16 protein-coding genes and 6 pseudogenes are annotated in these 19,827 nt (G+C 69.1%); 9 read left to right on the top strand and 13 right to left on the bottom strand.

Annotated features, from left to right (window positions below; all coding sequences use genetic code 11):
* Positions 1-87: 87 nt before the first annotated feature.
* The 4 genes from ACIBJG_RS36190 to ACIBJG_RS36175 all read right to left on the bottom strand — a co-directional run bounded on the left by ACIBJG_RS36190 (position 88) and on the right by ACIBJG_RS36175 (position 4,283).
* Positions 88-1,089 carry a LacI family DNA-binding transcriptional regulator gene (locus ACIBJG_RS36190; RefSeq protein WP_399314273.1) on the bottom strand — a complete coding sequence of 334 codons (1,002 nt, stop codon included), beginning with the start codon at positions 1,087-1,089 and terminating at the stop codon, positions 88-90.
* Between the two features lie 95 nt (positions 1,090-1,184).
* Entirely contained in the window at positions 1,185-2,012 is an 828-nt protein-coding gene (locus ACIBJG_RS36185; protein ID WP_399314232.1) for a carbohydrate ABC transporter permease, read from the bottom strand.
* A gap of 13 nt (positions 2,013-2,025) precedes the next feature.
* Complete coding sequence (locus tag ACIBJG_RS36180) at positions 2,026-2,967, bottom strand: carbohydrate ABC transporter permease (protein WP_399314230.1); 942 nt, start codon at positions 2,965-2,967, stop codon at positions 2,026-2,028.
* A gap of 32 nt (positions 2,968-2,999) precedes the next feature.
* Entirely contained in the window at positions 3,000-4,283 is a 1,284-nt protein-coding gene (locus ACIBJG_RS36175) for an ABC transporter substrate-binding protein (RefSeq protein WP_399314228.1), read from the bottom strand.
* A 320-nt stretch (positions 4,284-4,603) separates the two neighbouring features.
* Here ACIBJG_RS36175 and ACIBJG_RS36170 point away from each other — a divergent pair.
* A pseudogene (locus ACIBJG_RS36170) lies at positions 4,604-4,702 on the top strand (IS5/IS1182 family transposase); the annotation flags it as partial.
* Positions 4,703-4,841: 139 nt separating this feature from the next.
* On the opposite strand, the gene ACIBJG_RS36165 reads toward ACIBJG_RS36170, so the two are convergent.
* Entirely contained in the window at positions 4,842-5,732 is an 891-nt protein-coding gene (locus ACIBJG_RS36165) for a phosphotransferase (RefSeq protein WP_399314226.1), read from the bottom strand.
* 408 nt (positions 5,733-6,140) lie between these two features.
* Between ACIBJG_RS36165 and ACIBJG_RS36160 the strand changes: the two genes are divergently transcribed.
* A complete protein-coding gene (locus ACIBJG_RS36160; protein WP_399314224.1) occupies positions 6,141-6,389 on the top strand; it encodes an SCO4226 family nickel-binding protein in 249 nt (82 codons plus the stop codon).
* A 236-nt stretch (positions 6,390-6,625) separates the two neighbouring features.
* Here the strand turns inward: ACIBJG_RS36160 and ACIBJG_RS36155 are convergent, their stop codons facing one another.
* Positions 6,626-6,928: a hypothetical protein gene (locus ACIBJG_RS36155; RefSeq protein WP_399314223.1), complete on the bottom strand. Its 303-nt coding sequence runs from the start codon at positions 6,926-6,928 to the stop codon at positions 6,626-6,628.
* Between the two features lie 114 nt (positions 6,929-7,042).
* On the opposite strand from ACIBJG_RS36155, the pseudogene ACIBJG_RS36150 reads away from it, so the two are divergent.
* From ACIBJG_RS36150 to ACIBJG_RS36130, 5 pseudogenes are all read left to right on the top strand, one after another.
* A pseudogene (locus ACIBJG_RS36150) lies at positions 7,043-7,633 on the top strand (cyclase family protein); the annotation flags it as partial.
* A gap of 24 nt (positions 7,634-7,657) precedes the next feature.
* A pseudogene (locus ACIBJG_RS36145) lies at positions 7,658-8,799 on the top strand (FAD-dependent oxidoreductase).
* Positions 8,796-9,314 (top strand): annotated as a pseudogene (locus tag ACIBJG_RS36140) (amidohydrolase family protein); the annotation flags it as partial. The pseudogenes ACIBJG_RS36145 and ACIBJG_RS36140, both read left to right, overlap by 4 nt.
* A pseudogene (locus ACIBJG_RS36135) lies at positions 9,315-9,431 on the top strand (hydroxylase); the annotation flags it as partial.
* A 14-nt stretch (positions 9,432-9,445) separates the two neighbouring features.
* Positions 9,446-9,556, top strand: a pseudogene (locus tag ACIBJG_RS36130) (3-oxoacyl-ACP reductase); the annotation flags it as partial.
* A gap of 545 nt (positions 9,557-10,101) precedes the next feature.
* Here ACIBJG_RS36130 and ACIBJG_RS36125 read toward each other — a convergent pair.
* The 7 genes from ACIBJG_RS36125 to ACIBJG_RS36095 all read right to left on the bottom strand — a co-directional run bounded on the left by ACIBJG_RS36125 (position 10,102) and on the right by ACIBJG_RS36095 (position 17,678).
* A complete protein-coding gene (locus ACIBJG_RS36125) occupies positions 10,102-11,007 on the bottom strand; it encodes a serine hydrolase (protein WP_399314221.1) in 906 nt (301 codons plus the stop codon).
* Positions 11,008-11,751: 744 nt separating this feature from the next.
* Positions 11,752-12,132 carry a hypothetical protein gene (locus tag ACIBJG_RS36120; protein WP_399314219.1) on the bottom strand — a complete coding sequence of 127 codons (381 nt, stop codon included), beginning with the start codon at positions 12,130-12,132 and terminating at the stop codon, positions 11,752-11,754.
* Positions 12,133-12,535: 403 nt separating this feature from the next.
* Positions 12,536-13,402: a GNAT family N-acetyltransferase gene (locus ACIBJG_RS36115; protein WP_399314217.1), complete on the bottom strand. Its 867-nt coding sequence runs from the start codon at positions 13,400-13,402 to the stop codon at positions 12,536-12,538.
* 653 nt (positions 13,403-14,055) lie between these two features.
* Entirely contained in the window at positions 14,056-14,436 is a 381-nt protein-coding gene (locus ACIBJG_RS36110; RefSeq protein ID WP_399314215.1) for an FKBP-type peptidyl-prolyl cis-trans isomerase, read from the bottom strand.
* 540 nt (positions 14,437-14,976) lie between these two features.
* A complete protein-coding gene (locus ACIBJG_RS36105; protein ID WP_399314214.1) occupies positions 14,977-15,486 on the bottom strand; it encodes a DinB family protein in 510 nt (169 codons plus the stop codon).
* 539 nt (positions 15,487-16,025) lie between these two features.
* On the bottom strand, positions 16,026-16,715 hold the full coding sequence (locus ACIBJG_RS36100; RefSeq protein ID WP_399314212.1) for a DUF6882 domain-containing protein: 690 nt from the start codon (positions 16,713-16,715) through the stop codon (positions 16,026-16,028).
* Positions 16,716-16,940: 225 nt separating this feature from the next.
* The gene (locus ACIBJG_RS36095; protein WP_399314210.1) at positions 16,941-17,678 is read right to left on the bottom strand and encodes an SDR family oxidoreductase; all 738 of its coding nucleotides are present in this window, start codon (positions 17,676-17,678) and stop codon (positions 16,941-16,943) included.
* A gap of 198 nt (positions 17,679-17,876) precedes the next feature.
* On the opposite strand from ACIBJG_RS36095, the gene ACIBJG_RS36090 reads away from it, so the two are divergent.
* Positions 17,877-18,677 (top strand): helix-turn-helix transcriptional regulator, encoded by an 801-nt coding sequence (locus ACIBJG_RS36090; RefSeq protein WP_399314208.1) that lies wholly within the window; start codon positions 17,877-17,879, stop codon positions 18,675-18,677.
* A gap of 231 nt (positions 18,678-18,908) precedes the next feature.
* A complete protein-coding gene (locus ACIBJG_RS36085) occupies positions 18,909-19,313 on the top strand; it encodes a hypothetical protein (protein WP_399314206.1) in 405 nt (134 codons plus the stop codon).
* Positions 19,314-19,827 lie beyond the last annotated feature (514 nt).

Genomic DNA, 19,827 nt, shown 5'->3' with positions numbered 1-19,827 from the left:
CGGCCGGAGCGGGCCGGGCCGGAGCCGCGGGACGGAGCGGGCCGCGAGAGGCGGGCCGCGGGCGATGGGCGGTGGGGAACTCATGGCTCAGAACCCGGCGGGAAGCGGGCCGGTCGATTCCCGGACGACCAGGCTCGGGCGTCCGTCGAGGACCGGCGGTGTCACGTCCTCGCCGCACCTGAGGAGCAGCGCGCGGGCGGCGGCCGCACCGACCCGCTGCACCTGCTGGTCCACGGTGGTCAGCCGGGGGTGCAGCCAGCGGCCGAGCGGGAGGTTGTCGTACCCCACCACCGACACGTCGTCCGGCACCCGGAGCCCGCGGCGCTGCGCCGTGCCGATGCCGCAGACCGCCATCGAGTCGTTGGGGAACACCAGCGCGGTGGGCCGGTCGGGCAGGGCGAGCAGTTCCTCGGTCACGGCGACGGCCGCCTGTTCGGTGAAGTCGGTGTGGCGTACGGCCACGGGGCTCAGCCCTGCCCCGGCGAGCGCGTCCTCGAAGGCTGCGCGGCGCAGTTGGGTGTGCACCAGTTCGGCCGGTCCCGCGACGTACGCGAGGCGTCGGTGGCCGAGTTCCAGCAGGTGGGCGACGGCCTCGCGGACCCCGGCGTCCTGCTGCCCGAGGCCGACGCCGGGCACCGGTGATTCGGAGTCGGGCGCGCCCAGCAGGACGGCGGGCAGTCCGAGGTCCCGCAGCAGGTGCGGGCGTGGGTCGTCGGCGCGTGCGTCGGTCAGTACGGCTCCGTCGATGCGCCCTTCGGCGACCAGCCGTTCGTACAGTGCGCTCTCCTGGGCGATGCCGGCGACCAGGTGGAGCAGCAGACCGTAGCCCCGGGGGGCAAGTTCGCCCTCCAGGCCGGTGATCAGTTCGCTGAAGTGCGGGTCGGCGCCGAGCACGTCCGTGGGGCGCCTGACGACGAGCGCGATCGTGCGCGTACGGGCCCGGCGCAGGGCCGACGCGGACGCGCTGGGCGACCAGCCCAGTTCGGCGGCCGCGTCCAGGACCCGGCGACGGGTGGCCTCGGAGATCCGTCCGGTGCCGTTGACGGCCTGGGAGACCGCGGCGGTGGAGACCCCGGCCGCGGCGGCCACCGCCTTGATCGTGGGCCGGGCGGTGGTCTGGGCCGGTGGCGTGCCCGCCGTGCCGTCCGATTCCTGTCCCTGAGTACGCCCCTCGAGACGTTCCTTCACATCTTCACCGCCCCGCTGACGAGTGCCTGTTGCATGCGCTTCTGGAGCACGGTGTACACCACCCAGGCAGGGACCAGTGTCAGGACCGTGCCCGCGGTCAGGATGCCGTAGTCGGTGCCGGTCAGGGACTTGAGGGTGGGCAGTGCCACCTGCACGGTGCGCTGTTCGGGGTCGGGGCCGATGATGACGAGGGAGTACAGGTACTCGTTCCAGAACGTCAGGAAGTTCAGCAGGAGGATCGTCGCGATCCCGGGCATGCACATCGGGGTGTAGATGTGCCGCAGGACGGCGAAGGTGGACGCACCGTCCATCCGCGCCGCCTCCTCCATCTCGCGCGGGATCGTCCGCATGAACTGGACGAGGATCACGACGGACAGCGGCATCGCCGTGGCCGGCAGGAAGAGGACCATGAAGGCGCGGGTGTGGAAGAGTCCGGTCGCCGCGGCGAGCAGGAACGTGGGGAAGAGCGCGGCGAACGTGGGGACCAGGAACCCCAGTGAGAACACCCGCTCCACGAAGGCGCCGAGGCGTCCCTCGGTACGGGCGATGGCGAAGGCCGCCGGAATGGCCAGGGCCAGGGTGAGCACCAGCGCGAGCGCGGTGACGAGCACCGAGTTGACGATGGCCGGCCCGAGGTCCGCGGAGGAGAAGGCCTCCCCGAAGTTGTGCGGGGAGAACGAGGTGGGCAGGGAGAACGGGCTCCCGAAGATCTGGTCGTTCGTCTTGAACGCCGAGACCAGCAGGTAGTACAGGGGCACCACCAGCAGCGCCGCGTACAGCCACGCCAGGATGTGGGCCGGCAGCCAGGACCTTCCGAACTTCATGGAACCGCTCCGATCAGTAGTTCTGGCGGAAGACGCGACGGATCGTCAGCAGCCCGGCGAGACCGACCAGGAACAGGACCACGCCGACGGTCTGGCTGTAGCCGAGGTCGGCCGCGATGAACGCCTTCTGGTAGACGAGGAAGGACAACGTTGTCGAGGAGCTTCCGGGGCCGCCCTGCGTGAGCAGCAGTACGTTCTGCGCGGAGCCGAACAGCGTCCACAGGAACTGGAGCATGGTCACGACGCCGACGAAGTCGCGGATGACGGGGAAGTGGATGCGCCACATGGCGCGCCAGTGACCGGCGCCGTCGAGCTGGGCGGCCTCGCCGATCTCGTCCGGCACACTGCCGAGCCGGGCGGCGAAGAGCACGGCGGTGAAGCCGATGCCGCTCCACACGTCGAGGACGATGAGGCAGTACAGGGCGGTGGACGGGGAGGCGAGCCAGGCGTCGGTGAGCGAGCCCAGACCGGCCTTGTCCAGTGCGCCGTTGAGCATTCCGTCCGGCGAGAGGACCGCGTAGAAGACCATCGCCTTGGCCGGGGTGGAGATGAGGCCGGGGATGAAGAGCAGGTAGCGCAGGGCGCGGTGGCCCGGCGGCTTCTGCGCGACGTAGTACCCGAGCATGTACGCGCACACGATCATCACGGGCAGGGCGACGACCAGTTGGGTGGCGGTGTTGCCCACCGAGTCCCAGAAGACCGGGTCGTCCAGGACCGTACGGACGTTGTCGAGGCCGGCGAAGGAGACCGGCTGGAGCATGCCCGGCCAGTGCAGTGCGGCGATGACGAAGATGGCGACCAGGGGGCCGACCATGAAGACGAGGTACCAGACCAGCGCCGGCACGGCGAGGACGACCCCGGCCTGCTTTCGGCGGCCGGGCCGGGCGGGAGGGGGCGAGGGCGGGGCCGGCCGGCGGACCGAGGCGCCGCCCGGGGCGGACGAGAGCAACGTCATGAAGGGACTCGCAGAGGGCTCGGGCGCGCGGTTCAGGCCGTGCGGTAGGCGGATTCGAGGGCGGAGCGCACGGCGGCCGCGCTCGTCCCCCGGGTGAAGGCGGTGCTGGTCGCCGTGATCAGCGGCTGGGTGGCCGTCGGGGGGACGTACAGGTCGGGCAGGAGGACCTGGCCGACCCCGTCGCCGAGTTGCTGGGCCTTGGCCACCAGGGGGAAGTCCTTGCTGACGGTGTCGGTGACGAGCGCCATGTCCCGGCCGCTCTCGGTGATGAAGCGTGAGACCGTCTCGGGGCGGTACATGAAGCGCAGGAACTTCTCGACCGAGGACAGCTTCTTGACGCCGTTGGGGCTGATCCAGAACCCGATGAGGGTGTGCGAGCGCAGGATGGTCGGCTTGCTGTGCGAGGCTCCGGGGGCCAGTGGCCAGCCACCGATCTCCGTGTGTCCGGCCGCCTTCGGTGAGACCTTCGCCAGCGCCGAGGACATCGCGGACTGGATGGCCGCCGCCTCGGTGTTGTACTGCGTGGTCATGATGTCCGAGGTCAGCCCCTGCGCCTTGTCGGCGAAGACGCCGGCGTCGCGCAGTTGGACGAAGTAGTCGATGCCCTCGCGCGCTCCCCTGCTGCCGCTGAAGTCGCCGCTCGTGTAGACCTTCCTCGCCTCGTCGGGCGTGAGGAAGGTCTGGATGATCTGGGCCAGCAGCTTCTGCCCGGTCCAGTCGTTGCCGCCGACGGTGACCGGGGCGATCCCCTTGGCGCGCAGTCTGCGCGCGGCCCCGATCAGCTGGTCACCGGTGGTGGGAACGGAGTCGACGCCGGCCCGCCCGAGCAGGGCGGTATTGAAGGCGACGGGCCAGTTGGTGGCGAAGTACGGGAAGGCACGGAGCCTGCCCTTGGCGTCGGTCCATTCCTCGAGGGCGGCGGGCAGCACGCGCTCGCGCAGCCCCCAGTCGTCGAGATAGCCCTTCACGTCGACGGTGGCCCCGACATCGGTCCAGGCCAGGGTCTTGTCGTAGAGGTTGACCATGACCACGTCCGGCTCCTTGCGGGCCAGACGGGAGGTCTCGTACACCTGGGGAAGGTCGTCCCCGTTGACGAGGTTCTTGATCCGGATGTCCGGATTCTCCTCGTGGAACGTCTTGACGACGGCCTTGTAGGTGGGCGAACCGGGCGCGGTGGTGCCGAGCTGGGTGTGCACGAGCAGGGTGCCGGGGTCGGAATCGGCCGAGGCGAGTGTGGAGCAGCCGGACAGAGCGGTAGCGGCGGCAAGGCCGGAGCCTGCTGCGAGGAAACCGCGCCGGCTCAGGGATGAGCGCACAGCGGGATGTCTCCAACCAGGACGTTAACCATGTGGTTAATCGATGTACCAGTGGGCTGCGAGAAACTTAGAGCCACTTACGGGAACGGTCAACCCCCGGTTGCACATGACGAAAATACGGACATATTGGCCGAGTTGGGGCCGCCTCGGGGCGGCCACCGGACTTCCCCGGGGCGGGCAACCGGACTCCTTTGGAGCGGGCACCGGACTCCCCCGGAAGACCCCACGCTCACCGGCGTTCCGACTCTCGGCCGTCCGGTTTCCTCGGCTGGCGGCATTGATCGCGGGCGGCTCATTCGGGACGTCGGCCAGGGCGTTGACAGAGACATCGGTTCTCCACCCACCTCCAGGTCGTCATCGATGCCGACACCCGCGTGGCCGTTGTCGTCGGACAGCCACTGCCGGGCAACCGGAACGACTGCTCGATGGCGACGCCGCACTCGAACCAGCCCACACGTGGATCAGCGTGGTACGGGGTGAGCTCGTAGCCCTTGTCGATCTACTGGGCTGCCGCATGGCCCTCAGTCAAGATCGACAACACGTGCGAAGAAGCGTGTGTCAAGCACCCTTCAGCACACGATCAAGTGCCGCCCGGCCTGCAGGTCCCCAGTGCGGCTTGCCACCGGGAAGGCCCCGGTCTCCGTTCTGCCCCATGAGCATCAGGAAGAGGCTCTTCATAGCGGCCAGCCCGCGGGCGCGCCGGATCGCCGCCTCGTCGGCATGCGCGTATGTGCCGAAGAACCGTGAAGCCGTGCCGGCGGGCAGCAGCACCCATGCGGCGGCGAGGTCCCACGCCGGATCGCCGGCGAACATGTCGCCGAAGTCGACGATGCCCGAAAGCGTTCCCTCCGAGACGACGACGTTCGCGGGATGGAGGTCGCCGTGTGCCCACACCGGCGGGCCCTCCCACGCGTGGGCCGCAACGGCGTCGTCCCAGACGGCCCGGACTTCGGCAGCGATGTCGTCGGGGGCAACGGCCCGGAAGAGGTTCTCGAAGCCGTCCGTGCAGTTCCCGGGATGGGCACCGCGGTCCGTAGCGATCGGCGCCTCGGCGGGCGCCTCCACATGGAGCGCCCGGAGGAAGCCCGCCAGCGTGTCGGCCGCGTGGTCGCCACGGCTGATCGAGCCGTGGTCCAGCGGCTCGCCGGGAACCCACGTCATCACGGTCCAGTGCTTGGAGAAGCGCTCGGACGGTTCGCCGAACCGCACGGGGAGCGGCACCGGGAGCGGCAGGCGCGGGGCCAGCACGGGGAGCCACCGCCGCTCCTTGAACTGGAACTCCGGGGTGGGGTCCATTCGCTGCATACGCACGGCCAGATCGTCCCCGAGGCGCCACATCTGGTTGCCCCAGCCGCCCGCCACCTCGCGGATGGCCAGCCCGGCGAGGTCTGGATGCTGCTCCTGCAGCAGGTCGCGGACCAGGTCTGCGGTGATCTCGGTGTCGGTCATACGAAGCCACAGTACTGACCGGCAGGCGGACATTTCTCGCTCTCCGGAACATGCCGATGTGATCCCTCTGCCCCCAACGTTCAGAGAAGTGACCAGGCCGGATTGATGGCCCCGGCCCCGGGCTGCCCGGGGTCTGCCGGGAGACGGTCCGACCGCGGTCAGGGAGACACCTGGTCGGGGCCGGGCGCGGCCGGGCCCACCGCCCGTACTCCGGTCCTCACGCCAGGGGCCTGCGCCCGCATCCGGACCGGACGCAGGCGCCGGTGCCGACGCCCGAAGCGGACCGTGCTACTGCCGCAGTCGCTCTCACAGCTGCAGAGGCGCAGGCTGGAGACAGCGGGACCAGGGCGGAACAGCACCTTGGCAGCTCTGACTTCCCACCCCGTATACCGAAAGGGGTGCGACACCATGCCTCAGTTCATGGACGTCCATCACGGGATGAAGGACATCACGGCCGACCAACTGATGCAGGCCCATCAGGCCGACCTCGCGATCGAGAAGGAAGAAGGTGTCCACTTCGAGAAGGCATGGGCGGATCCGGCATCCGGCACCGTGTACTGCCTCTCCGAAGCGCCTTCGGCCGAAGCGGTCCAGCGCATACATGGACGCGCCGGCCACCGGGCGGACGAGGTCCATCCTGTTCCCCTGGCAACCTGACGACACAGCTCGTCCACAGCGCTAGGGCGTGTTTCGAAAGTAGCGCCGTCCGCCCGGAGGGCGGGCCGGGCGGCGTCTGGTGCGTGCGATCGCAAGGCGCCGGGAAGTCCTCGTAGCGGAGCTACCAGGGCTTTTCGGCAACGCCGCGAGCAATGGGGTCTCCCCTGCTCGAGCGAAGCGGAGAGCTCGGGGAAGTGCCAGACGCCGCCCGGCAGGCGGGACTTTCGAAACACGCCCTAGATGCGCAGCGCTCCGGTGAACGGGCCGTGCCCCACACCCTCTTCCGTGACCGCCAGCCAGCCGTGGCCGCGCTTGGGTGTGTGCTCGCCGACCCCGGTCGGGTTGAGGGAAAGCCATAAAGCGGCACTGTCGACGGTGGACGCCTGTGTGGCGTTCGGCTCGTGGTCGTCATCGGGGTCGAAGTCCGAGTCCGCGCCGAGGGGCTCCTCCCAGTCCAGCGGCTCGCCCTGCCATTCCGGCTCCCCGTAGCGCCAGTACCTGCGACGCACCTCCCCGTCGACGGCGAGGGCCCAGACCATGGAGTCGCTGTGGTCGTCCTGGAAGAAGAACTGCGCCTGACCACACGCGGCGCTGATCCTTCCCGAGCAGGCCGTCGACGTCCCAGTGCATAACCGGCCGCCTGCCGGTCACCAGGCAAGGCGTGGAACGGCCGGGACGCGGCGAAGACCGTCACCTCCGAAGGCGACCTGGCCACCGGCATCGAGCACATGGCCCCTCACGTCGCCGGACGCGGCGTGCTCCTGGACGTCGGCCGCACGATCGGTGAGGACGGTGAGCTGCCCGAGGGCTTCGCGATCACCGAGGACCACCTGACGGCAACCGCCCAGGCGCAGGGCGTGGCTGTCGGCCGCGGCGACATCGTCCTCGTGCGCACCGGACAGCTCGCCCGCGCCCGGCGTGACGGCTGGGGCGACTACGCCGGCGGCCCGGCCCCCGGGCTGTCGTTCACCACCGCCGGCTGGCTTCACGGCAGCGAGATCGCCGCCATCGCCACCGACACCTGGGGCTTCGAGGTCCGCCCCAACGAGTTCGACGTGGCTTTCCAGCCGCTGCACCAGGTCGCCATCCCCAACATCGGCCTGCTGATCGGCGAGATGTGGGACCTGGAGGAGCTGGCCGAGGACTGCGCGGCCGACGGCGCATACAAGTTCCTGCTCACCGCCGCACGCCTCCCCATCACCGGCGCGGTCGGATCCCCCGTCAACCCGATCGCCGTCAAGTAGACATAGGAACAAGGGAGCTCCACCATGAACGAAGCCCACAACGAGGCCCGAACGGTCCTGGTGATCGGTGGCGGCGCGGCCGGGAACGCCGCGACGCTCCTTCTGCGTCGCGCCGGAATCGACGTACACCTGATCGAGGCCAAGGACGACTGGAACGCCACCGCCGGCTCCGGCATCACCCTCCAGGGCAACGCCCTGCGCGTGCTGCGCGAGCTGGGTGTGTGGGAGCAGGTCGAGGCGTCCGGCTACGGCTTCGGATCGGTCGGCATCACCGCCCCCGACGGCACCGTGCTGCATGTACAGGACGACATCCGCAGCGGCGGCGACGACCTTCCCGCCACCGTCAGCATGCAGCGGCCCCAGCTCCAGGCATCCTGATCGACGCGGTGCGCGCCAGTGGCGCATCCGTCCGCCTGGGCGTCACCGCCGAGATCCTGGACCAGGACGCCGACGGGGTCCGCGCCCGCTTCAGCGACGGCTCCGAGGGCCGCTACGACGTGGTGATCGCCGCCGACGGCCTCGGCTCCACCACCCGTGCGGCCATCGGCATCACGGCGAAGCCCGAACCGACCGGCATGGCCATCTGGCGCGTCGCCGCCCCGCGCCCGGCCGGCGTGACACGCACCGACCTCGCCTACGGCGGACCGGCCTACATCGCCGGCTACTGCCCCACCAGCGACAGCACCCTGTACGCCTACGTCGTCGAGGCCAACCGCGACCGCGCCTCGATCCCGCCGGAGTCGTACGCCGACGAAATGCGCCGCCTGGCCTCCTCCTACGGCGGCTTCTGGCCGGAGATCACGGAGCACATCACCGACCCGGCCCAGGTCAACTACACCTGGTTCGACCGGATGCTGGACGAGGGCTCCTGGCACCGCGGACGCGTCGTGCTCATCGGCGACGCGGCACACTGCTGCCCGCCCACCCTCGCCCAGGGCGCCGCACTGTCCCTGGAGGACGCCTGGGTCCTCGCACAGCTGCTGACCGGGGCGGACACCTGGGACGGCGCACTGTTCCAGGAGTACTACGAACGTCGGATCACCCGGGTACGCCCGGTGGTCGAGGCGTCCGTCGAGATCGGGCAGTGGCAGCTGGACGGGGTACGCGACGCCGACGTACCCGGCCTGATGGGCCGCACCATGACGATGCTCCGGGAGCTGCCGTGACCTCGCCGACCGTGGACGTGCACGCCCACGTCCTGCTCCCCGAGATCGAGGCCCTCGTGTCCGGCCTGCCCGGCCTGGCCGAGGCCGGGGAGCTCGACGCCCGCAGGAACGGCCCCGCGGCGCTCGCCGTCAGCGGGCCCATGGTGCGCGACCGGATCCCGAGGCTGACCGACACCCCCGTACGCCTGGCCGCCATGGACGCCCAGGGCGTGGAAGTCCAGCTCGTCAGCCCCTCCCCGTCGCACTACCACTACTGGGCCGACGAGGAGACGGCCGAGAAGGTGTACCGGACCGCCAACGAGGCGACGGCCGCACACTGCTCGGCCGCCGCCGACAGGCTGTTCGGTCTCGGGCTCGTACCTCTCCAGCATCCGGGCCAGACGGTGCGCGCCCTCGAACACGCCCTGGAACAGGGGCTGCTCGGCGTTGAGATCTCCAGCCATACTCCAGGCCGGGAACTGTCCGACCCCGCGTACGAGCCGTTCTGGTCCCGGGCCCATGAGACGGGCGCCATCGGTGACACCGTCAGCCTGACCGTCGAGGGCATCGGCACGCTCACCAACACCGTGGTCCCCGGTGCAGAACCCCTTCCCCTGCCGGCCGGCCGTCGCCGCAACCGGGAGCGGCCGTGACCGACCAACCCTCCATGAGACTGCTCGGCAAGGTCATCGTCGTCACCGGCGCAGCCCGCGGCCAGGGCGCCGCCGAGGCCGCCGCCCTCGCCCGCGAGGGCGCCCACGTCATCGCCACAGATGTCGAACCATATGATCCGCCGCCTGACCGACCAGCACTAGTGAGCCAGGTGCGCGACGAGGAAGACCTCAGACGAACCCTGCTGAGCCTCACCGACGAAGGTGCCGAACTGCTCGACTCCCTGATCGCTCCAGCAGAACGAATCAACGAACTCCTCCTCAGATCACTACCCGCGGGTGAACGGGCCATGGCCGTCGACATCCTCAGCAGACTCGCCTCGCTGGACGAGGAGTCGCTCCGCGACAAAGCATGAGACCTGGATCGGTGCGGAACCTCCGGACAACCCCCTCGATCTGTTCGCGTCGTCGCTGCGACAAGGGTCCGTACCACCCGAACGACAGGAACGGCTCTATCGGTGCCCACTCACCGTCGCTCGGCTCACGTCGCGTCACCGCAGAGTTCTACCGGATCAGCACGGCCCTCGGGCCTGAAACAGACCGCATTGATCACGACTCCGGACAGGCCCTGGCCCCGTGAGGCGTCTACCGCCTCACCAGCACCAGCGCACTAGCCGACGAACCGGCCGTAGCCGGGTGGCCGGTTGGGGTGTCACCCGCCATCCTCCCGAAGCGCGGCGACGGCCAGTGCGGTGGCAGCGCCGATGGCGCTGCTGATCGCGACATCGTCCGAGCCTGGTGGGGATCGGGTGAAGACGGCGGCGGCATATCGACGGCCGTCGGGATGGGAGATCACACCGATCTCGTTGCGGACCACACCGACCAGGCTCCCGCTCTTGACCGCGACCCGCACCGGCAGCCGGAAGCCGCTCGCGATCCGGTGCCTGGTCAACTGCTTGGCCATCACCGTGCGCACCCGTTCGCATGCGGCCGCCGGGCCCGCCTGGTCGGTCCAGATCAACCGCAGCAGATTTGCCATGTCGCGCGGGGTGGTGCGGGTCCCCTGCAATGGGTCCAGGGCGCGGGAGGCAAGCAGTTGCTCGTCGGCCCGCGCCAGCGCGTCTGCGGACGCGCCGGCAGCCCAGGTAACCGAGTCGTTCCAGCCGGTGCAGCCGATGTCCTGACCGATGGAGTCGAGCATGGTTCGAAGGTCGGACACGAGCACAGTGCGAGTCAGCCCGAGCCGTGCCGCCGTCGCATTGACCGCGTCGACGCCGACTCGTCGCAGCAGTGCGTCGGTGGTGTGGTTGTCGCTGACAGTAAGGGCCATGACAACCATGTCCCGCCAAGAGAGCACAGCATCGTCCTCGAACAGCGAGACCCCAACAGGGCCAGGTGTCCGGTCGGCGGCGCGCAACGCCACGCGCTCACGCGGGTCCAACCGGCCATCGGCGAACCAGCTCTCCACCTCAAGGGCGATCTGCACCTTGACCACCGAAGCCGGAACCACCGGCTCGCCGGCACGCAGGCAGAACGTGGTGCCGTCGGCGAGTGACTGGACACACAACGCGCCCTCGCAGCCAGCCCGCCCGAAGACCTCTTCGATGCCGTCCGTCATGGCATCGATTCTGTCAGCACCGCTTCTGCTCACGCCCTCCAGGTCACGGCGACTCAATGAGTGGAGCGTGCGGCCACAGACTTCGGTGGTCTTCGTGAGGGCGGCCGGCCGGCTGAGGTTCTGTGGTGCGTGCAGCCACGTCGTGGGGTCGGTCGTACGGCCCTCCAGGTGCTCGTCGGGCATCGCGGCCTGTTGATGAGCATCGCTCGCTCGTCCCCGCTCGACTCGCGCGGTGGATCGCCGTCGGTTCCGGCAATCTCCCAGCGGTCCGCCCGGTCGAAGTCGGCGGTGTACGTGAGCTGGTACGAGGTCGGGGCCCGGCAGCCTTCCGGGGAACGGTGGGCCAGCGGGAGTGCCGGTACAGGGCCGCATCGGCGATGTACGTCCAAGCCGCGCGGTGGCTGCTGAGGCTTCCTGGCAGTGATCGTGCAGCGGTCCAACTGGGAGGGTTCCGCGGAAAGCGCACACCCCGGTGCCTCACACGCCGCCGGAACTCCGTTCGACGCGAGTCAGTACGATGGCGAAGTGGCCGGGCCGAGGCGGGCAGTTGGTGGCAGGTACCCCCGTAGCCCGGCATGTCGCACCGGGCGGAGCAGTGCTCATGCCCTGTGGACCGGCCTCGGGCTGGACGCGCAGGTCGTGCCTCCCCTCGTGATCGACTTCTGGTCATCGAGGAGGCCGACGTTGCACTGCCGCGACCCCCAGGGCCGTTTGTCCGGCCGTTCTGGTTGGGGGCGTGGGGGGTTACTCGGCCGGTTTCTCGCGCCTCTCGATCTTTGTAGCGACTGATCGGCGTTGCAGCCCGTTGGCGATGAACTCCATCTCGACCAGTGTGCCAACCAGGCCGGTCTCCTGGAGCGTGCTGGCCATCACCCGTGCCTGGCCCAGGGGCAGGCTGAATAGCTCGCGCAGGGCTCGCAGGACGGGGACGAGGCTCGACCTGTCGCCCGCGAGGCGAAGTCGTGCTGGCCCGTGCTCTTCCAGTAGGGCATTCCTGATTTTCGCAGGAGTCTCTCCGACCGTGTCCTGCTCGCACCACCCGTTGGGGCAGGCAGTGCATGCGCCTTCGGTCCCCCACCACAACTGCCCTTGGTCGATGTACTGGCCAACGTCGAGTTTCAGCACGCCACCGCAGTCGTCGCACCGCGCCGTAACCTTTACTCCTTGAGTGATCACCGGGCTCCTCACCGTCGGGTATCAACAGCGAATACGGTCCCGGTCCTGGCCGCCGCACGCGCCCCCGTCGGACACGGCTTCGTCCACCGGAAGAACTGGAGGGGCGCCAAGAAGCTCCGCACCGACCCCACCCGCGCCACCCACCTGCTGCGGACCCTGCTCGTTCTGGCGAACCTCGAAGCCGCCGCATCCGACCATTGAGTTACGCCCCAGGCTGCCGCCCACGACCAGCACGAGCACCCAGCAGTTGAATCACACACTCTCGCGTGGTCCGACGTCAGGCGGCCCGAGTCCGGTCCCGCATTTCGGCGAATGCCGGGAACCGTGCCCGCTTTGCCGGGCAGCTACGGTGTCAGGCCGTCCGGATCCGGTCCCGTACCTCCGGCCGCACCTGGAACCCGGCCGCCTTGTACGTGGCGATCCCACCGGCGTTGGAACTCGGCGTGCAAACGCGCACGCTCGACGAGCCCATCCCCCGCAGCGCGGCCGCCCCGGCCACGGTGATCGCCCGGCCGAAGCCGCGACCACGGTGGTCCTCGTGTACGCCCATCGGCTCGACCAGTCCCGGCCTCCCCGGCCCGGCCGACCACACCGTCACCACCGCCGCCACGTTGCCCTGGTCGTCATAGGCGCCCAGGCAGCGGGCGTCAGCGTAGAACGGTCCCGCCGACATCGCGTGCCAGTACTCGCGCGTAGGCCTCGAGGTGTTGAAAGCCGACCGCAGGACGTCGGCGAAATCCTGCGCCTGCTCCGGGCCGATCGCCCTGATCCGCACACCAGGGTCCTCCACCCGCTCCGCGAGACCACGGAAGAGCGGCGTCCACGGCTCGTCGACGCCCCAGCCCTCCTTGGTCAACAGGTCGTGAAACAGCAGACCCAGCGGCGCCTCGATCGACACCGCTCCTTCCGGCAGCACGCCGCGCTCAGACAGCGAGAAGTCCTCGACGAGCCGCCGCGCCAATTCCTCATCCTGGAAAGCGTCCGGGGCGACCGTCATCCGCATCACCATCGGCGAGTCCAGCATCCCGACCGCAAGAATCCTCCCGTCCCGCCTCCAGGTCCGGACCACCGCGGCCGTCTCGGCCCTTCCGAACCGGTAGTTCCAGCCAATGTCCCCCGCATGCAGTTGCATCGGCGCTTCGTCGGACTGCCATTCCCCCAGCGCGGCCATGGCCTCGCGCACCCCGTCGACCGCCGGCGTTCCCAGCACAATCGTCATAGCCGGGATCAGACACCCCAGCCCGAGGGTCCGCAACCGATTAACCAACCCAGCAGTACTCCCGCGGCGGCCCGCCTGAGACCTTCGCCCCGCGCAGAGAGGGGAACGCAACACGTCCCCGTGATCTCCCGTTCGACGAACGTGGTCGTCCGACGATCACGACAGGATCACTGCCCGAAGCGGAGTTGCGTCCGCAGTCATGGCAGAGGTCGCAGCGGGACTGGAACGGATCATCATTCATGCGTGAAAGCTACGAGGTGAGCGTACGAGTCGGGCAGCCCGACCTCGTGACCACCCGTCAAGCGAACGGCATCGTCGGTCCGAGACCGTCGGCTGGAGCAAACAAGCAGTCATGACTGCGATCGAGGGGGCCTTGCGACCACGGGAAGGGGGAGGGTGAGGTCGCCGCGCGGATGAATCGTTTCGCGGGGTTCACGGCCGTCGGCACCCCGGCCGTCGGCCGTCGGTCCGGGCCGGGGTTGTGGCCCGCTATCGAGGTGTTTGCCGCTCTGGGGCGCCGAGGCGAGTTGTCGCCGGCGCGTGCCTCTGTCCGTGGCTGCGGGTGATGGGTGCACGGGTGTGGTGTCGCGGTCAACCCACAGGTCTTGCCCGCCCTGCTTGCGGGCGGAGAGGGGGCCAGGTAGCAGAAGGCCTCAGACTGCGACGGAGAGCAGGTCCACCACGAAGACGAGTGTCGAGCCCGCCGGGATCAATGGCGAGGGTGACTGGTTGCCGTAGCCGAGCCGCGGGGGAACGATGATCTCGCGCCGGCCGCCGACCTTCATCCCTCTGACCCCGCGGTCCCAGCCCTTGATGACCTTGCCGCCGCCCACGGCGAACTTGAACGTCCGGCCCCGGTCCCAGGACGTGTCGAATTCCTTTCCCGACTCGAAGGCGACCCCGACGTAGTGAACCTGGACAACCCTGCCCGGCTTCGCCTCAAGCCCGTTCCCTACGACGAGGTCGCGGGTTGTCAGCTCGGTGGGAGCCTCGCCCTCCGGAAGATCGATCTCGGGCTTCGTCAGTTCACTCATCGCAGCCTCATTCGCTCGCCGCCGGAAGCTCGTATACAGACCGGCCAGGCCGCATGGTCACTCCATGCAGTAGATCATCATGCTGCCATGAACGCTGATCTCCTGGAGTGCGTCAAGGGCCGACGGCACACAGTGCTCAGCGCGACTCGGCGTGCTACGTCGTCGGTAGGCTGCACCCGTACTCGATGCTGGCGAGCTCATGCTCCCCGCGCCCGCGGGTACGGCCCCTGGACGTCGCCTGGTGGCGCGTGGTCCGCTGAGGCTCTTCAGGCCTGTGCTGATAACGGTCGGTACCCACGGGGTGGCCCCGCAGAGAGCAGCGGACGCCCCCATCGGCCAGTTGCGAGGCGATCCCGACCGCCGGACGCCAGGGCGCCAGGTGCGATGAGTCCTTCAGCAGGTCGTCGTTCTTCACATGGAGTGCGGTGGCGAGGAAGTCCAACTCTGTCTTCATGCACTGACGTTGGGCTCCCTCCTTCCAACCCTGTGGGCGATTGTCCGTAACGGATCAGCATGTGGAGATCGATGGCTCCCGCGGACTCAGGCGCCCACAGTCCCATCGACACCTTCACGCAGAAAGTCCGCGTGCCCGTTGTGGCGGCCGTACTCCAGAAGCACGTGCACCATCACCATCCGCAGCGACACCTCCTCGCCCCAGCGTGGCTGATACCCGGCGTGGTCCAGGGACTCAGCCTCCCGCTCGATACGGCGCGAGTTCTCCACCTCGGCATCCCAGGCCACGAACGCCTCGTCCCTGGTCGACGCACTCGCGTCGTACGCTGCCTGAAAGTCGATCTTGTCGGACCAGACCATGGGCGCATCGTTGTCCTCAAACGCTCGACGGAACCAAGCACGCTCCACCTCCGCCATGTGCCGCACCAGACCGAGCAGCGACAGCGTGGACGGCGGCATCGACTGCTGCCGCAGCTCCTCGTCGGTGAGCCCGTCACACTTCATGGCGAGCGTTGCGCGGTGGTAGTCGAGGAAAGCCCGCAGCATGTCGCGTTCGCTGCCAAAACTGGGCGGTCCTATGCGATTGTCGCTGGTCATTGATCGTGCTCCTCATCCGTGCCTGCATTGAGGGCCAGTATCCAATCCCGTCGACTGTCCCCATACGAGGGCCGTCAACAGAATCTGACTGATCCCACACAGGTCGCCGAACACAGGAATGGGGCAGGCTCGCTGGAGCCCGCAGCCGCAACCGCCCCTGGGAATCGACCATCTAGCACTTCGAGCCTTCATCGATCGGCTGCCTGCTGAGAACGCTGAAGGTCTCGGTCAGCGTCTTGCATGTGTCCCGGTCCCCGGCGACGCGGTGATCCCACCCAGCACCCGGCGAAGTGCCGCTCGTTCCCCTGTCCTTGCTCTTCGCCGATAATCGATGGCCATGAGTCATCCGTCACCGACACGACGAGCGCACCGACTGCCTCGACCGCTCCTAGATCCGGCGGCGGCCGTGGCGGCGTGATGCGCGCGGCTGTCGAGTGCCTTGGGATGGCGCGCGGCACCTGCCTGACGGTCGCCGCGGCGGTTGAGGGCGACCGTGCTGCCGGCGTCCCGAGGAAGCGTTCGAGGGTACTGCCTCCGGGTCAGCCGCTGACCGTGAGCTGGATGTTGCCGATCCGCCCCATCCTGTCGAAGGAGACAACGACGGCGTTCCCGGTCGGCAGATCGGCGATCAGCCTGTCGCCTTCCACGCGCTGCGGCACCCCGTGGTGCTCGAAATACCCCGTAACGGCCTGTCGCGGCGAACGCCCGATGAGTGAGACCCCGGCCATGAGCACGCGCGGCAGGGCGACCGGATCGAGCTCGGCGCTCGGCACCTTCGGGTCGTCGGGCAGAAAGTACACCTGGGTGCCGGGCCCGGCGGACTGCCCGATGTACCCGGGAGCGTTGGCTACCCCCATCCCCGCGAAGGCCAGCATCTCGGCGGCCCGCCGAGGATCGTCGAACCCGGACAGATCGAGTTCCTCAGTGGTGAACTCATGAATCCCGTGCGCTTGCCCGTACCGTGCCACGGCAGCGGACATCGCCACGACCTCACTCCCGCCGAGTCCCGGATTTACCCAACCCCACAGCCAGGACCCACGCTCCATGTCGTACGTCCCAAGGACACCGACCCGTAGGTGCACCTCCCCTTGCTGGTACGAACATGTCGGCAGGTCCGCGCTCCACGGCGCCTCGGGAAGGAAGTCCATGAGCGCCTCGAGCTGAGCGGCGCCCCAGACGGAGTGCCGTTCCGCCTCGAGCAGGAACTGGTCGCTGAATCCGTTTGTCATGATCACGAGCGTAAGGGGCGAGACCCGACGACGGGTAGCTCGGGCTCCGTCCCGGTGGGCGTTGCCGACTGCCGGGCTGGGGGGCCGTCACGCTGCTGTCCGGGGCCATGGTGCGGAGCAGCCGGTCTCCGGCGAGCTCGGCCTCGGCCGGCCTGTGTCCGACCGTCCAGGCGCTCGCTACAGGGGCCCACCTGTGTTTGAGCTCCCATGCGAAATGGAGCGGGGTCAGTTCTGAGCGGTGGGCCGGACGACGATCTCGTTCACGTCGACGGTCGCAGGCTGTTCGATTGCGAACGCGATGGCTTGGGCGATCGCGGCGGGCGGGATCGCGATCCGGTCGCGCATCTCCGTGATCTGCGTTCGGACCTGCGGATTCGTTGATGCCTCAGCGAAATCGGTCCCGACTGCGCCGGGCGAGACCGTGGTCACGCGCAGGGAGCCGCCGGCTTCCTGGCGCAAGCCTTCACAGATGGCGCGGACGGCGAACTTCGTTCCGGCGTAGACCGCCATGGTCGGCGCGATGCGGAATGCCGCCGTGGAGGCGATGGTGATGAATTGGCCTGTGCCCTGGGCGCGGAAGACCGGCAGCGCGGCGCCGATTCCATGCAGCACGCCCTTGACGTTGACGTCGACCATCTGGTCCCACTCGTCGACCCGCAGATCGTCCAGAGGCGAGATCGTTCCGGCCCCGGCGTTGCTGACCAGCACGTCGAGCCTGCCGAATCGCTCGCCGGCCAAGGCAATCAGGTGGTGCAGGTCGTCACGCCGGGTCACGTCCGTACGGGTCTGCACGGCCGCGCCACCCGCCTTCTCGATCCGTTCCACCAGTTCCGCGAGGCGGTCGGAGCGGCGCGCACCCAGGACCAGCCTCGCGCCTCGCTCGGCAAGCAGCAATGCGGTCGCCTCGCCGATGCCGCTGCTGGCTCCCGTGATCGCCACGACCTTGCCTTCGATTCCCGACATGATGTCTTCCTCTTCCTTCTCAGTACCGGTTCCCGCTGATCGCCCGGACCGCGTCTGCCCGGCGGGTCGCCCGGCGGAGGCCCGGCCTCTTACGGGCCATCGGCGAGGGCTTCGCACCCCTGCTCGGACTCCAGTCTGCGATGGCTTTAGCCTGGTATCCAGAGCGTGCTTATTCTGGAACCAGAGGTGCCATCCACCATGCAGCAGCAGCCGGACCAGCGTCGTGAGCTGGGGGCTTTCCTCCGCAGTCGCCGAGCGCGGATCACCCCTGACCAGGTCGGGCTGCCGCACACCGGCCGACGCCGGACGCCGGGCCTGCGCCGAGAGGAAGTCGCGCTGCTCGCCGGGATGAGCGCAACCTGGTACACGTACCTTGAGCAGGGCCGGGACGTCCGCGCCTCGGAACAGGTGCTCGACGCCCTCGCCTCGGCTCTGCGGCTCGACCGGCCCGAGCGCGCTCACCTCTTCCGGCTCGCCGGTCACACGCCTGAGGCCGAAGCCGGAGAACCCGAGGCGCTCGCGGCCGAGGTGGCAGCCGTCCCACTGCTGCTCCAGCCACACCCGGCGTACATCATCGGCGGCAACTACGACGTGCTCAGCTACAACCAGGCGGCCGACGAGTTGTTCCCGCGTCTCACGGCGGCAGCGGATCGGCCGGCGAACTTCGCCCGCTGGGTGTTCCTCGAACCTGTGGCCCGGGACGTTCTGGTCGACTGGGAGCTTGAAGCGCGCGGCCTGCTCGCCCGGTTGCGGACGCTGGCCGGACGCCACCCGGCCGACGTCCGATTCACCAGGCACATCGACGAGTTGAGCGCGGGCAGTCCAGAAGTGCGTGCCTGGTGGCCGCAGTACGACGTGCAGGTCCGGCGCGGCGGACGGAAGCGGCTACGGCTCCCGGGACGCGGGGCGGTCGATTTCGCCTACACCGCGTTCCACGTGGCCGAGCAGCCGGAGCAGACGCTGGTGATCTATTCCGAGGACCGGAAGTCGACCGACTGAGCACCAGGCGTCCTCGCGGCGTCGGCACCGGAAGACCACCTGCTTTGAGGAGCACGGCGTGCGCGTGCTCCATTCCTGGCACCGCAGGCCGCCACGGCAGGCGGTGGACCCGGAGTCCCAGCCTGCTCCACCGCGGTCATTCGTGATTGCCTCGTCCTGGACGCCGGACGGCACCGCGACCGGTCGACGCGGAAACCTGCGCCCGATCGCCCCGCCCTCGGCACATGACTGATGCGGCGTAGCAGCGGCGTGGAGCGGATCACCGGCCCAGGCGCTCCCACCCAACCCCGCCCCGATCACGCCGACCGGTACCGCCGGGCCCTGGCCCGTGGCATCCCGGAGGCCGAGGACGGCCGGCGGTATGGAGACGGCCTCGCCGCCGCCTGCGTGTCCTGGATGCCGGTCCGGCTCCAGAGGTTCACCCTGCTCGACACTCGCTCGCCGGGTGACCACAGCCGACTTCAGCTCATCGCAACGCTGGAAGCGGTCGCCCGTACAGCCCAGATCTACAGGACCCTGCCCCACCTCACCTCCTGGATCCGCCGTATCGCCGCTGTGTTGCGCCATCGCTGGCCCGACGCGGACCAGGACTTCGCCGACTCGGCAAGGCTCCCGCCCTACCGGGCCCGGCGCTGAACCCTGGCGCGTTCCCCTCACAGCTCGCCCGCGGCCGGGGAACGGAATCGAGCAACCAGGACCGGTCTCTGCCCAGCCACCGACCGCTGGGACAGTCTCCGGATGGATTCTGCGACCCGCCGAAAACCTCGCAGAGAGCGAACAGATGCGGCTCAAGGCCGTGCCGGCCCATTGCCCGGAGCTGAACGCGACGGGGCCGGCCCGACCCACGTGGAATCCGCAGCGGCCGTGGAAGTGTTCTATGCCGATGCCCCGGCCGAGCGGGCGACCTGGGCAGCGTCTTCTTTGCTACGACCCCGGCAACCGGGATGCGGCCGGGGCGTACTGCCTGGCCTCCACCCTCGTCATGAAGAACGTCCAGGACAGGCCACTGCCCGGGTAGCCCGACCCCGAGGATCGTTGCGATCCGTGGGCCCGGCCTCGTCGCGATCGCCCTGACCCAGGCCCCACCGGAGGTGCGCTTCGACCGGATCCCCGCTTAGACCGTTTTGCCCAAATCCGCCGCCAGAAAGCA

This window comes from Streptomyces sp. NPDC050422 (genome assembly GCF_044458665.1).
Lineage (GTDB): Bacteria > Actinomycetota > Actinomycetes > Streptomycetales > Streptomycetaceae > Streptomyces.
This window is presented reverse-complemented; position numbering and strand designations above follow the sequence as displayed.